At 42.4% G+C, this 13,984-nt stretch carries 11 protein-coding genes and 1 tRNA gene; 5 read left to right on the top strand and 7 right to left on the bottom strand.

The genetic code is table 11. The features are described from left to right. The first annotated feature begins 39 nt into the window (after nucleotides 1-39). Nucleotides 40-762: a hypothetical protein gene (locus tag RM556_RS00855; RefSeq protein WP_311360071.1), complete on the top strand. Its 723-nt coding sequence runs from the start codon at nucleotides 40-42 to the stop codon at nucleotides 760-762. A gap of 133 nt (nucleotides 763-895) precedes the next feature. Here the strand turns inward: RM556_RS00855 and rpsO are convergent, their stop codons facing one another. From rpsO to rimP, 6 genes are all read right to left on the bottom strand, one after another. Continuing rightward, nucleotides 896-1,165, bottom strand: coding sequence for a 30S ribosomal protein S15 (gene rpsO, locus RM556_RS00850; RefSeq protein ID WP_311360070.1), 270 nt, complete (start codon nucleotides 1,163-1,165; stop codon nucleotides 896-898). 113 nt (nucleotides 1,166-1,278) lie between these two features. Next, nucleotides 1,279-2,253: a tRNA pseudouridine(55) synthase TruB gene (gene truB / locus RM556_RS00845; protein ID WP_311373633.1), complete on the bottom strand. Its 975-nt coding sequence runs from the start codon at nucleotides 2,251-2,253 to the stop codon at nucleotides 1,279-1,281. An 87-nt stretch (nucleotides 2,254-2,340) separates the two neighbouring features. Then, nucleotides 2,341-2,739, bottom strand: coding sequence for a 30S ribosome-binding factor RbfA (rbfA, locus tag RM556_RS00840; RefSeq protein ID WP_311360068.1), 399 nt, complete (start codon nucleotides 2,737-2,739; stop codon nucleotides 2,341-2,343). A gap of 147 nt (nucleotides 2,740-2,886) precedes the next feature. Further along, nucleotides 2,887-5,496 (bottom strand): translation initiation factor IF-2, encoded by a 2,610-nt coding sequence (gene infB, locus RM556_RS00835; RefSeq protein WP_311373632.1) that lies wholly within the window; start codon nucleotides 5,494-5,496, stop codon nucleotides 2,887-2,889. Nucleotides 5,497-5,520: 24 nt separating this feature from the next. Next, entirely contained in the window at nucleotides 5,521-7,014 is a 1,494-nt protein-coding gene (nusA, locus tag RM556_RS00830) for a transcription termination factor NusA (protein WP_311360066.1), read from the bottom strand. A 51-nt stretch (nucleotides 7,015-7,065) separates the two neighbouring features. Then, nucleotides 7,066-7,524, bottom strand: a complete 459-nt coding sequence (gene rimP / locus RM556_RS00825; RefSeq protein WP_311360065.1) for a ribosome maturation factor RimP — start codon at nucleotides 7,522-7,524, stop codon at nucleotides 7,066-7,068. A 437-nt stretch (nucleotides 7,525-7,961) separates the two neighbouring features. On the opposite strand from rimP, the gene RM556_RS00820 reads away from it, so the two are divergent. From RM556_RS00820 to RM556_RS00805, 4 genes are all read left to right on the top strand, one after another. Next, the gene (locus RM556_RS00820; protein WP_311360064.1) at nucleotides 7,962-8,264 is read left to right on the top strand and encodes a 4a-hydroxytetrahydrobiopterin dehydratase; all 303 of its coding nucleotides are present in this window, start codon (nucleotides 7,962-7,964) and stop codon (nucleotides 8,262-8,264) included. Between the two features lie 169 nt (nucleotides 8,265-8,433). Beyond that, nucleotides 8,434-8,510: transfer RNA gene (locus RM556_RS00815), tRNA-Met, on the top strand. A gap of 179 nt (nucleotides 8,511-8,689) precedes the next feature. Then, a complete protein-coding gene (locus tag RM556_RS00810; RefSeq protein WP_311360063.1) occupies nucleotides 8,690-10,585 on the top strand; it encodes an EAL domain-containing protein in 1,896 nt (631 codons plus the stop codon). Between the two features lie 89 nt (nucleotides 10,586-10,674). Then, entirely contained in the window at nucleotides 10,675-11,193 is a 519-nt protein-coding gene (locus RM556_RS00805; RefSeq protein WP_311373631.1) for a prepilin-type N-terminal cleavage/methylation domain-containing protein, read from the top strand. Nucleotides 11,194-11,267: 74 nt separating this feature from the next. Here RM556_RS00805 and RM556_RS00800 read toward each other — a convergent pair whose 3' ends face one another. Further along, nucleotides 11,268-13,931 carry a TonB-dependent receptor domain-containing protein gene (locus tag RM556_RS00800; RefSeq protein ID WP_311373630.1) on the bottom strand — a complete coding sequence of 888 codons (2,664 nt, stop codon included), beginning with the start codon at nucleotides 13,929-13,931 and terminating at the stop codon, nucleotides 11,268-11,270. Between the last annotated feature and the right edge of the window lie 53 nt (nucleotides 13,932-13,984).

The raw sequence follows: 13,984 nt of genomic DNA, 5'->3' as shown, positions 1-13,984 counted from the left end.
CCATTGGCTATGTCGATTAACTAATAAGAATTTCATTGTATGTCTCAGAATGATAAAGATTTTGCCCCTATCAATATAGATGTGGATGAGCGTCGCCCAAGTGGTAAGCGCCCTGCTCCTATTGAGAGTGATTCGGCAACGGGTGGCTCAAATGTCTTCACAAGTATTGTACTGGTCGTCGCTATTGCCGCTTGCGCAGGATGTGGTTATCTTTACAGCGAATTACAAAAAGCAAATACAGAAGCGGCAAGAACAGATAGTCGTCTACAGTCACTTGAACAAAGATTGTCCGCCACTGGTGAAGAAATGGGCAACTCTACTGTGGCACTACAAGTGAAAGTCACTGAGCTTGCAGAAAAAACTGAAGAGCTTTGGGAACAAATGGATAAACTTTGGGCGTCTGCATGGCGACGTAACCAAGATGAAATTAAAAATCTACGCGGCGAACTGAATACAACGAAAGCCAATACGAATAATGGTATTCAAAAACTTGAAGGTGAGTTAGCTAGCGCTAGCACAAACGTGCAACAAGTCATGAACCGTATTAATGGTTTGAATGAAAAAATCTCTGCTCAAGCAAATGATATATTGAGTGCAAATGTAAATGCGGAGCAAGCAGGTGAAAAAGTGTCAGCACAAAGCAGCCAGCTAAAGAGTCTGAATGACAAGGTCAAGTTGCTAGAAGCACGCAACGCGTCTTTACTAGATAAAATATCTGACTTAGAAGCATTGCTACAAGAAATCGCAAAGAAAACAGTTTAGTCGTATTCGCTAGGCGAATCACTTCGTCTAGCACATCTATTGGTTTAATACTTACTTAACACAAATACGTCAGATACAAAAAAAGCACCTTTCGGTGCTTTTTTTTGGCTTTGCCTTAATTCGTTATAACGAATTAGCGACGTAGGCCTAAACGCTTAATAAGATCTTGATAGCGCTCAACATTTTTGCCTTTTAAGTAATCAAGCAATTTTCTACGTTGGCTTACCATACGCAAAAGACCGCGACGTGAGTGGTGGTCTTTCTTATGATCTTTAAAGTGGCCTTGAAGCTTGTTGATATTGTTTGTTAACAATGCAACTTGTACTTCAGGTGAACCCGTATCACCTTCTTTAACGCCAAATTCAGCTACGATGTTTGCAATTTCTGCAGTACTTAGTGACATATTTATCTCCAAAAGAGTGTAGTGTTAAACAACAGCATGCCGATCACTAATTCAGTCATGCCAAAGAGAGCGCGTATTATACTCAGCGCGCACGTTTTCACAAGTATTTTAGCTTATTTCTCACCAAAATAGTCTTCTCGATAAACGACTGAGCGTTTTGGCCAGATTTCTATTGTCTTTTCGTCTTGACGAACCACGCTACCTATACCAAAAAACAGCTCATCAGAACGTCGATAAACACGAATTAACTCGTCATTCGCTGATGCGCCATCAAGCACAATGGGTTGACCGTGCAGAAAGTCATCTATTGATTTATCATCTACTCTGACTTCATCTAGGCTCAAAACTGCAGTATCCATAGGTAGTAGCAAAGCATCTAATTTATCGAAGTTTCTTAACTCGCGATCTATGTCTAAGCTTTCTGATAGAGATTGTAACTCTGTGACCGGTATCATTTGGTCAACTGGGTAGTTCGCCACAGAAGTTCGTCTTAGCATAGTGACGTGTGCACCGCAGCCGAGGTCTTGACCAATATCATCAACCAATGAGCGGATATAAGTTCCTTTGGAACAGTGTACTTGCATGTCCACTTCATTGTTTTCAAAGCGCAATACTTCTAAACTAAAGATGTGAATATCTCGTGCTTCTCTCGGCACTTCCATGCCTTGTCGTGCATAATAATACAAAGGCTTACCTTGGTATTTTAAAGCTGAGAACATAGAAGGAACTTGCTTAATATCACCACGATATTTAGGCAGCAAATCATGCAACTGTGCTTCGCTCACGTTGACAGGCTTTGTAGCTATAATCTCGCCATCTGAATCAGAGGTGTCCGTACGCTCGCCTAATTTTGCAGTCACTATATACGTTTTATCGGCATCTAATAGAAACTGCGAAAACTTTGTTGCTTCACCTAGGCAAATTGGCAACATGCCTGTTGCTAATGGATCCAATGCCCCTGTGTGACCGGCTTTTGCTGCACCATAAAGTCGTTTTATCTGTTGCAGGATGAAATTAGACGACTCACCCGTGTATTTATCGACCAATACAACGCCGTTGATCGCCCTACCTTTTTTTCTTCTCGCCATGCCTTAAATCAAATCTCACTACTACGCATTTACAAAATGCTTTTTCTATTCTTGAAACGCTCGGTAAACAAATTTAAAGAAGCGATGTTACTCTTCTTCGTCTTTTCCCTGATTAGACTTTTCTTCATCTTTTGCTCTGGCTTGATTAACCAAAGTAGAAATTCGAATCCCTTCAGTAATCGATTCATCACGAAAGAAATGAACAGCTGGCACAGCTCTCATTCGAATTCTTTTCGCTAGAATAGAACGGACGAATCCCTTTGCGTCTTGCAAACGCACTAGGTCAGCTTTGATTTTTTCCTCATCACTGTTATAAAAAGTCACATATATCTTAGCATGCGCTAAATCGCGCGACACTTCGACACTTGAGATAGTGATCATACCTACATCGGGTTCACGATGTTTAAATTCATTCTGTAGAATACTTGCAATCTCTTTATGCACTTGCTGACTTACACGGTCAGTACGTGAAAATTCTCTTGCCATTTGTTGTCTCCTATTTTCTATTTATACGGCTCAATTTGAGATGAGAGGCATAAACGAAAAAAACGGAGGCCGTAGCCCCCGTCATTATTACTTAGTGTTTATCTACCAAGCTTTGCTAGGAATAAGCACTCACAGTGAATACGAAAATTAGATCTCGCGTTTCACTTCAACGATTTCGAATACTTCTATCTGGTCGCCAACTTTAACATCGTTATAGTTTTTAACGCCGATACCACACTCGATACCTTTCTTAACTTCTTGAACATCGTCTTTAAAGCGACGCAATGATTCTAATTCACCTTCGTAAATCACGACATTGTCGCGTAGAACACGAATTGGATTGCTACGTTTGATGTTACCTTCGGTAACCATACAACCTGCAATTGCACCAATTTTTGGTGATTTAAATACATCTCGAACTTCAGCTAGACCCATGATTTCTTGTTTGAACTCAGGTGCTAACATACCGCTCATCGCTTGTTTCACTTCATCAATTAGTTCATAAATGATGCTGTAATAACGAAGATCGATTTCTTCTGCTTCCAAAATTCGGCGAGCAGTTGCATCGGCACGAACGTTAAAACCAACAACGATTGCACTAGATGCTGCAGCTAGACTTGCGTCAGTTTCTGTTATACCACCAACACCGCTACCAACAATGTTCACTTTGACTTCATCTGTAGACAGCTTAATTAAGCTTTCAGAGATAGCTTCAATCGAACCTTGAACATCTGCTTTCAATACAACATTCAATTCGCTAACGTCACCAGACTCCATGTTCGCAAACATGTTTTCTAGCTTCGCTTTCTGCTGCTTCGCTAACTTCAGTTCACGCTGCTTGGTATGACGTTTAGAAGCGACTTCACGCGCTTTACGCTCGTCGTTCACCACCAATGCGTCTTCACCTGCGATCGGTACACCTGACAAACCAAGAACTTCAACTGGTGTAGAAGGACCGGCAACTTTAATTTCTTTACCATGTTCGTCGCGCATTGCACGAACGCGTCCGTACTCTTCGCCACATAGTAATATGTCACCCGCTTTCAATTCACCTTCTTGAACAAGTACCGAAGCAACAGGGCCTCGTCCCTTGTCCAAGCGAGACTCAATCACGATGCCGCGAGCTGGGCCACTTGCCACTGCTTTAAAGTCGAGTACTTCAGCTTGAAGTGAAATTGCTTCGAGAAGTTCATCAATCCCCATACCTGTTTTGGCAGATACATTCACGAACTGATGTTCACCGCCCCATTCTTCAGAGATAACTTCAAGCTGCGAAAGCTCTTGCTTCACTCTATCTGGATCGGCGGCTTCTTTATCCATTTTGTTCACAGCAACAATCAAAGGAACGCCTGCTGCACGACTGTGCTGCACCGCTTCTTTAGTTTGTGGCATCACGCCATCATCTGCTGCAACAACCAAGATAACGATATCTGTTGCTGTTGCTCCACGAGCACGCATGGCGGTAAACGCGGCGTGTCCAGGAGTATCTAAGAATGCAATTCTGCCATTCTCTGTTTCAACGCTATATGCACCGATGTGCTGAGTAATACCGCCGGCTTCGCCGTCAGCAACTTTAGCGCGTCGAATATAGTCAAGAAGTGACGTTTTACCATGGTCAACGTGACCCATGATAGTCACGACTGGCGCACGAGTTACCTTCTCACCTGTAGAACTTTCAGCAATCAACTCATCTTCTAATGCGTTGTCATTAACGAGTTCATAGCGTTGGCCCATTTCTTCAATGACCAACACTGCAGTGTCTTGATCTAGAACTTGGTTAATTGTCGCCATCTCACCCATTTTCATCATGGTTTTGATAACTTCAGTCCCTTTCTTAGCCATACGGCTAGCAAGTTCACCTACAGTGATAGTCGCGCCAATCTTAACAACGCGCTCAACAGGTTGAGCTGGCTTATTAAAACCGTGCTTAAGGTCTTCACCGGCATTCTTTTTCGACTTTTTACGACGACGTGAAGAGCGCTCAACTTGCATATCTTCTTCATCTTCAGCTTCTTGCGCATAGCGATTCGAGTGAAGGTGAACGTCTTCAGCTTCTTGCTTCTTACGACGTTCTTCTTCTTCTTTCCAGCGCTTGTCATTTTCTTCAGCTAATTTACGTGCTTCATCAGCCGCTTTTTTAGCATCTTCTTCTAACTTACGCTGAATCTCTTCTTCTTGTTGCTTTCTAATGCGTTCAGCTTCAGAGCGCGCTTCTTCTTGCGCTTTTTTCTCTTCGTCTGTTAGCGTCGGTTCGTTCTTCTTACGCTCTTCCGCTTCTTTCTTCGCTTTTTCAGCACGAGCAGCACGTTCTGCTTCTTGCGCTTTACGCGCTTCCGCTGCTTGCTTAGCTTTCTCTTCAGCCGCCGCTTTCGCTGCTTCTGCTGCTTGCTTCTCAGCTTCGAGTTTCGCTTGTGCTTCAGCGGCTAGACGTGCGGCTTCTTCTTCAGCTAATCGCTGTTCTTCAATATCAGTGCGTTTTACGTAGGTACGTTTTTTACGTACCTCCACTTTAACTGCTTTCGATTTACCTAGGCTGATCGTGCTAGTTGTTTTACGCTGTAAAGTCATTTTCTTAGGCGCTTCCGAGCCCGTACCACCATGAGATTTACTCAAGTGATCTAATAATGTCTTTTTCTCTTCTTCTGTAACAATCTCGCCTGCGGCCTTTGTTACGCCAGAATCTTTGAACTGCTGAACCAAACGATCAACGGTTGTGCCAATATCTGTGGCGAGCTTTTCTATGGATACTTCTGCCATATTCTTTACTATCCCCCTGCTGACCTATTCTTCATTAAACCAAACGATATTACGCGCAGCCATGATAAGCTTTCCTGCGGTTTCTTCGTCTAGTTCTTCAATATCGCTAATCTCATCTGTACCCTGCTCTGCAAGACCTTCTAAATCGGTCACGCCTCTGCTAGCAAGTACAAATGCAACGTGTCTGTCCATCCCTTCAAGGTCTAATAACTCTTGAGTAGGTTCTGAACCTTCTAAAGACTCTTCGTTCGCCAGCGCTCTGGTAGTTAACCACGCTTTTGCACGATTACGCAGCTCTTCAACTGTGTCTTCATCTAAACCGTCAATTGCGAGTAATTCACTTACAGGTACATAAGCTATTTCTTCTAAAGAAGTAAAACCTTCATCGACTAATACAGAAGCAAAGTCTTCGTCTATATCAAGACCAGACGTAAATACTCCAAGTACTTTCGCGTTTTCTTCTTCGTGTTTCGTATTCAAGTCTTCAACTGTCATTACGTTAAGTTCCCAACCAGTCAATTGACTAGCAAGGCGAACGTTCTGACCGCTTCTACCGATTGCTTGAGCTAAATTATCAGCTTCAACGGCTACATCCATTGTTTTTGAATCTTCATCAACTACGATAGATGCAACTTCAGCTGGCGCCATTGCGTTAACGACGAATGATGCAGGGTTTTCGTCCCACAAGACAATGTCGACACGCTCACCACCAAGCTCACCTGAAACAGCTTGGACGCGTGAACCACGCATACCAACACATGCACCAACAGGATCTAGGCGTTTATCGTTCGTTTTTACAGCGATCTTGGCGCGAGCGCCTGGATCTCTTGCTGCGGATTTAATTTCTAAGGTTTCTTCCGCAATTTCTGGCACTTCCAGTCTAAACAACTCCACCAACATATCTGGGTGAGTACGACTGATAAACAACTGTGCACCGCGTGCTTCTGGACGAATAACGTACAACAATCCACGAACACGATCGCCTGGACGGAACGTTTCGCGAGGGATCATATCGTCACGGTAAATAACACCTTCAGCATTATTACCCAAATCAATAATAATGTTATCACGGTTAACTTTCTTAACCGTTCCAGTTACCAGTTCACCAACGCGATCTTCGTATTCCGCAATCATTTGCGCACGTTCCGCTTCACGGACTTTTTGAACAATGACTTGCTTAGCAGTTTGCGTCGTGATGCGGTCAAACGCGATTGATTCAATCTGTTCTTCTACAAAATCACCTAACTGAATTTCTGGTTCGTCGATTTGCGCAGCAGAAATTGTCATTTCTGCATAAGGGTTCTCTTGTTCTTGATCATCTTCTATCACTAACCAGCGACGGAAGGTGTCAAAGTCACCTGTTTCACGGTCTATAGCAACTCGAACTTCAATTTCGCCTTCGTTCTTCTTTTTAGTGGCGCTCGCTAATGCAAATTCTAACGCTTCAAAAATCTTTTCTCTTGGCACTTGCTTTTCATTAGATACGGCTTCAGCCACCAACAAAATTTCTTTACTCATCTTATAAGCCTCACAGAATGTTTCGATAAAGAAACAAACACTCCCTAATAGTTAATCAAAATTCGGGACCAAATTGCCTTTTTCTATATTAGCAATGGCCAAGGAAAATTCTTCATTATCTACTTTTACTAAAATGTTTTGATCTTCGCATTTTAGTAAAAGTCCTTTAAAGTTTCGTCTTCCATCTTGTGGCATAGATAACTTCACAGAAACAGTTTCACCTACCACTGATTCATAATGCGCTTCTTTAAACAAAGGCCTATCCATACCTGGAGAAGAAACTTCCAAGTTGTATTCAGTTGAAATCGGATCTTCAACATCTAATACAGCACTTACTTGATGACTGACATCTGCACAGTCATCTACATCGATGCCATTTTCATGATCGATATACACTCTTAAAATAGAATGCTTTCCAGCTCTAACAAACTCAACACCAACCAGCTCAAAGCCCAAGGCCTCGACAGGTGCGTTTAACATGTCTGTCAATTTTCGCTCTAGTTGCGACAAATCTACACTCCAAAAACAAAAAAAGGGCTTACAGCCCATACTTTCTCTCGCGTTTTTTACCAAACTCAAGATACAAAAAAGCCCCGGTCAAGCGGAGCTTACAATAACTACAACTGTCTGCTCGATAAGCCTTAGCCTATCAAGACGCTTGACCTGAACGCTACTTTGCCTAGGCCTTATGAACAATCAACAACATCAAATGCTGGCAATCTAAGAACACTATGCAGGGAGCCCGTCCCAAAAACTTGCGCAAAGTATAACGCTGTTGAGCTGCAGACGCAAATATAAGTGTTCGTAACCTAATCTGAACAAGGAATAGGTCACAAAGTCATTAACTCACTTTCATTCGCATTTTTTTTAAGCCATGCTAAACCTATATAAAAGCAATTAAATCAACTAACAAATAATACAACAAACACACTACACAGGAGATGCCAATGCCAGAAAAATATTCGATAGAACAAATAGACGATGCCCTAACAGAATTGAATAGAGAGTTAGAAGATGGGCAAAAGTGGCAGATAAAGGAAGACAAGTTGTGCAAAACCTTTAAGTTTAAGAGTTTCATTCGCGCCTTCGGTTGGATGAGCCAAATAGCGATATGGGCAGAAAAGTTAAACCACCACCCTGAATGGTTTAATGTTTATAACAAGGTAGAGATTGAATTAACCACACATGATGTTGGTGGGATCAGTGAACTTGACTTCAAACTGGCAACTAAAATGGAATTGTTTTCCTAGTTGGTCGCACAAAATCGTTTTAATTCGTACGTAATTCAGTCAATTTGTTTATAGTTTCAACGCTTATGAGTTTTTTTACTAAAAGTTGAAAACTATGGTTGCCAAGCAGTTTTTGCTATGTATAATACGCACCACTTGAGACGGCCAAGTCGTCACAAACCAGAACAATCGCGGGATGGAGCAGTCTGGTAGCTCGTCGGGCTCATAACCCGAAGGTCGTAGGTTCAAATCCTGCTCCCGCAACCACATAAAAAAGACTCATCATTTGATGAGTCTTTTTTTTTATCTAAATTTACACCTGTGCAAATCAGGGGTACAGTTTAGGGCGTGCTGGTTCGATATAGAACTTGTATACAAAAACTTTAGGACTTTATGTGTAGAAACATAAGGCTGCTTTGAGTCGCAATACCCACCAATGGTAAAGAATGTCCGAACAAAATAGCACTTTCAAAGAAGCGCAGAAGGACTTTGTCGAAACAGATGTACTAAGGAAGATACGAAGACACAGGTTAATGCAGATATGTGCTGCAACAGCTCTGGGTTTGCTCGCCTCACTTTTAGTCGCTAGAGGCGTCACTTTTTGGATTTTCGCTGCAGGTTTATCATTCCTTGTACTTGCTTTTGGTCTAGCGTACAAGAATTTCACCCTCTCATCAGCGTCTGTATTACTCGCCTCCATGTCGTTAATGTTGTTTTCTTTCGCATTAACTGGTGCTGGTTTATTCGATCTTGCTATTCTAGGCTATCCTGGCCTATTGATTTTCTCAGCGATATTAGGCGGCGTAGTTCTCTTTTTAAGTATGCTAAGCGTCATCATATTGCAGTGTTTAGCATTGACCTACATGACGATGGAAGCGATTATTACACCAAACGTTCCTGTCTTAAGTTGGATTCACCTCACATTTATACTAGTTATTTTTATCGTCATTGGCTTCAGTGTTTACATCTTAGTTAACGACATAAAACGCTTGATGCGATGGCTCCAAACAGAAAACCACAAAGTGGAAGAGAGCCGTAATCAAATACAACATTTAGCGCATCACGACTCTCTGACCGGTCTGCCAAATAGAAGTTATGGGCAGATCTTATTCGAGCAATCACTCGCAGCAAGCCAATCTAAAAATGTTAACCTAGGCATTCTCTTTATTGACCTAGATAACTTTAAGCCAGTTAACGATGCACTTGGACATGAAGCTGGCGATACTCTGCTGGTTAAATTGAGCAAGCGTCTACGTGAAATGTTAGCTAATACTCAGCACCTAGTGAGGTTCGGTGGTGATGAGTTCTTGATCATATCGCCCTATGAGGACAAGAGTGAATTAGAGTTACTCGCTGTCACCGTGATCAACGAGTGCACTAAAGGTTTCGAAGTCAAGCAAACCAGATTAGTGCTTTCAGCATCAATCGGCATTGCATCAAGTCCTGAACACGGCGATGACTTTAAGCAGCTTTGTAGAAAAGCCGATATTGCAATGTATCGAGCGAAAAAAGATGGTCGCAGCACCTTCCACTTTTATGAAGAGAGCTTAGAACAGGCGAGTGATGATAAATTTAGCCTCTTACAGCAAATTAGACCGGCTGTAAAAAACCAAGATTTTGAACTTTATTATCAACCCATCATAGATATGACTAACGCAAAAGTCATTTCAGTGGAGGCATTGCTAAGATGGCCACAAGCAGATGGTAGCTTTATTCCTCCAGATAAGTTCATCCCACTGGCAGAAACCTGTGGTGCAATTAATGATTTAGGAAAATGGGTCATAGAAGAAGCCTGTCGGTATTGTGCGTCGATGCGAGCCAGCGGATTTACTGACCTGAGAGTCTCCGTCAATTTATCTGTTATGCAGTTTAAAGATGGTCAATTAAATAGGATAGTACAAGAAGCGCTAGCTCAGTCAGGACTTCTGGGGGAAGCGCTTGAATTTGAGCTAACAGAATCATTACTTATCGATGAAACAGAACAAATTCAGAAACAATTACACATGTTGACAATGCAAGGTTGTACTATTGCGATTGATGACTTTGGCACTGGATACTCAAACCTAGCCTACTTAAGAGAGTTTAAAGCGAGCCGCTTAAAAATAGATCGCTCTTTTGTGACCAATATTTGTACATCTCATGATAATGAGCTCCTCGTTTCTGCCATTATCGAATTAGCGAAAAACTTAGGCTTAGAAGTTGTCGCTGAGGGTATCGAGGATGCTGAAACACTGGCAAAACTGCAGTCCCTATCTTGCAAAAAGGGACAAGGATATTTGTGGTCGAAGCCTCTTCCAGCGAAAGACTTGCCTACGTTTCTGAATAAATACTTGCCGCATTAATAAAAACATTGATAATTTGTCGACCCTCATCATTTGCGAACGTCCAAGCGACTCATGGATGAGACATAAACAATAAGGAAAATACTCGAGTGAAATTGCAAACTAAACGTGTTGACGGATTTACTTTAATCGAACTCATCATTGTCATCGTACTATTGGGTATACTGGCGGTTATCGCTCTGCCTCGTTTTGGTGACTTTTCATCTGATGCTCGAATAGCTACGTTAAACGGGATAGCAACACAGATGAGATCGACAATCACTCTTGTACAAAACAAAGCAAGAGCGCAAGGCCTGCGCCCTGTTACCAATAACCCTGGCTCAGGACAGTCTGGGTACATCGTTGATTTTGGTTTTGGCACAACAGAAGTTATGTTCAACACGCTTTGCCCTGAGAGTATTGGTGAGTTTGGAGATGATTTACGCTTGTTAGACTTTATGAATGAATCGTTAACGAGTGACATTAGCACCCGAATCGACAATCAATACACTTTATTGGGATATGATGTGCCTGTAAGTGGAGTGCCGCTAACTCAGGGTTGTTATATCATTTATGACTCTTTTGCTACGCCAAACTGCACAGTAACTGTCGTGACTGAAGATTGCTAATGCGTTTACACTTTTCTTGTTCATAAAAAAAACCCAGCGATATGCTGGGTTTTTTACTTGGCAAGTTCTACAAATTAAAACTGCATAGCAAGTCTTGCGTAGATTTGACGACCGCGAGGGTCATGAACTTTTGAGTCAAATCCAGCATTTGTAAACACCTGAGGTGGATCTTGGTCAGTAATGTTAATACCACCAATTGTCAGCACGTAATTAGCTTCTGTATCCATTAAACGACCCAGGTCTACGTTAAACTGTGCATCAAATGTGGTATGCGCATCAACTTCTCGGAAACCAAGTGCAGCATTGGTAGCGTCTAGCAAGTTTTGATCGTCATCGTATGCACTGATGTAACGAGCAAATATATTTGCTGAGTACCCTTCGGTTTTCCAGTTAAGTCCTAAATTGAAACGCAGTTCAGGACTGGATGTACCGATGTTGTTAAAGTTTCTCAAACCAGCACCTTCAACGTCACCTGCTTGAGGATCAACTAGGTCATATGCCATTATATAAGTTGCACTCACGCTCGGTGTAAAGGTACCTACGTCTGTCTCCATCTTATAGCTAGTCACTAGGTCAAGGCCAGATGTTTCAAGCGAACTTGCGTTCACATAAGTGGTATTTACCTGTAAAAGTGGACCGTTCAATGGGTCACCTGCACGAATAACGCGCGTTGTATCTTGAGGGTTAGCATTCAAAATAGCTTGGAAACTCTCCTGAATAATGAGGTTTTCGAATTCGAAACTCCAATAATCTAACTCAACTGATAAATCGTCAACTGGCTCAAGTGAAAAGCCCAAGTTATAAGCTGTTGACTCTTCTGGAACCAACTCTTCGTTCCCAGTTGCTCTTGCCGCGGCAAATGCTGCCGCACCCGTCAAAGGATCAACCATTTGATTCAATGACGTTGCACCACCATCTCTTTGGAAGATTGAAGGCGCACGGAAAGACGTTGATATTGAACCACGTAATGACAATTGGTCACTTGCACGATAAGAAACAGCCAACTTCGGGTCGACTGTGTCGCCAGTAGTGCCGCCGTAGTCTTCATAACGTAGGGCAATCTGTATATCTAAATCATCGGTAACAGGCATGGCGATTTCACCAAATAATGCGACCACATCTTGCTTACCCGAGACATCTGCATTACCAATAACAAATGCAAACCTGTCTTGGTTTGAAAGGTCATCATAATCTTGCTTCAGATCTTGATAGCGATATTGCGCACCAAAAGCAACACCCGCTGCACCACCATCCATTTCAAATAGTTCAGTGGAGATAAAGCCTTCAACTACCTCTAAGTTCGATTCAGAATCAATTTCTTGACGAGCGGTAAACGAGTCAATAACGGTTTGACTGTTCGGTGTTACATAAGACGTAGAAAATGGATTGAAATATTCACAACCACCAACACCAGGGGTACCTGTCACTGGATCACAGTTCACACCACCGAAACCGCGAAGGGCGTTTTGGAATTGCTGTGCGAGCGTATCTCTAACAGTAAAATAAAAATCATTACGTGCCGCGGTGTAACTTACTTCCCAAAAGCCATCATCAAGCTCACCTTGAAGCATCGTGCTAAATCTAAAGGTATCCGATTCTGTACGAGCCGGATCACCAGGTTGACCAGTACCCAATTCACGACCGAAAAACTGGACAGGGAATCCAAAGAAATTATCAGGGTGATCTGCTGGAACTGTTGGCAATGTTAGTATTGGGAAACTTGGCGAACCGCCTCGCTCAGCTCTGTTCCTCGCATAACTGATTTCACTGATCCACTCAATTTCATCACTTACGCTATATGTACTTTTAAAATAGGCATTTACTCTCGTTTCATCTGGTACAAAAGAATAAGTTGAACCGAAATCAAAACCACAGAATCCAACATCTGTGCCACCAGGACCAACTCCGGCTGGTGCCAGTAATATAGGCGAGCCTCCGAAATTACTGCAGCCAGGATCGATAATTGGCGTTCCCCCAATAAAGAATGAACCAGGGTTACCTAATGAACTCGTATCGTCTTGAGGTCGACTCAATCGTCGGTCGCCGGTAAACAACGGAGAACGGTTTGTGTAACTTAAAGCAGCCATTACGCTACTGTCATCACCAACAGCCCCCCAAAGACCTTGTACTACATATTCTTTATTGTTGCCGTGAGCACCATCTTGGTAATCAAGTGATACAGATGCGCCCTCGTAATTCTTTTTAGTAATAAAGTTGACCACACCAGCGACGGCATCAGAACCATATAATGCTGAGGCACCATCTTTTACAACTTCCATGCGTCCTATTGCTATCATAGGGACCAGTGAACTGGTATCGACGAAATTCACTCCACCATTGTTAGGCTGAGAATTAACTACTTGACGTTTGTTATTGAGCAACACTAGCGTTGATGCAACTCCTAAACCACGCAAGTTGATATTAGACGTTCCAGCCGTTGCATTTTGAGTAAATGCATCAGGCGTATTTTCAGCTCCGGTGTTGATGGTTAAGGTTTGTGTTATATCACCAATGTTTTTCGCACCGATAGCATCAATAGCTTGACTATCAACAACCGCAAGTGGCGATGGTGAGTCGAAGTTTTCGCTGCGACGGACGAAGCTACCAGTAACGAGAATTAGTTCAACTTCTTTGGCTTCATCTTCTTCAGCGTCTTGTGCGAGTGCAATCGTTGGATATGCGAATAACTGTGAAGCAACAAAGGCAGCAATTGCTGTCTTTTTAGCAGTAAATTTCATATTGGTCCCCAAAACTCCGTCATTCTTGAAATCCATCCAACAACGCGGAATAT

Source organism: Alteromonas sp. W364, assembly GCF_031846205.1.
In the GTDB taxonomy this organism is placed as follows: Bacteria; Pseudomonadota; Gammaproteobacteria; order Enterobacterales; family Alteromonadaceae; genus Glaciecola; species Glaciecola blandensis.
The sequence above is the reverse complement of the archived record's forward strand: the minus strand, read 5'-3'. Positions and strand labels throughout refer to the sequence as shown.

Excerpts from the sequence above, each read along its gene's own strand:
- rbfA (WP_311360068.1), bottom strand. The coding sequence starts at position 2,739 with ATGGCAAGAGAATTTTCACGTACTGACCGTGTAAGTCAGCAAGTGCAT.
- truB (WP_311373633.1), bottom strand. The coding sequence starts at position 2,253 with ATGGCGAGAAGAAAAAAAGGTAGGGCGATCAACGGCGTTGTATTGGTC.
- rpsO (WP_311360070.1), bottom strand. The coding sequence starts at position 1,165 with ATGTCACTAAGTACTGCAGAAATTGCAAACATCGTAGCTGAATTTGGC.
- infB (WP_311373632.1), bottom strand. The coding sequence starts at position 5,496 with ATGGCAGAAGTATCCATAGAAAAGCTCGCCACAGATATTGGCACAACC.
- RM556_RS00810 (WP_311360063.1), top strand. The coding sequence starts at position 8,690 with ATGTCCGAACAAAATAGCACTTTCAAAGAAGCGCAGAAGGACTTTGTC.
- nusA (WP_311360066.1), bottom strand. The coding sequence starts at position 7,014 with ATGAGTAAAGAAATTTTGTTGGTGGCTGAAGCCGTATCTAATGAAAAG.
- RM556_RS00855 (WP_311360071.1), top strand. The coding sequence starts at position 40 with ATGTCTCAGAATGATAAAGATTTTGCCCCTATCAATATAGATGTGGAT.
- RM556_RS00820 (WP_311360064.1), top strand. The coding sequence starts at position 7,962 with ATGCCAGAAAAATATTCGATAGAACAAATAGACGATGCCCTAACAGAA.
- RM556_RS00800 (WP_311373630.1), bottom strand. The coding sequence starts at position 13,931 with ATGAAATTTACTGCTAAAAAGACAGCAATTGCTGCCTTTGTTGCTTCA.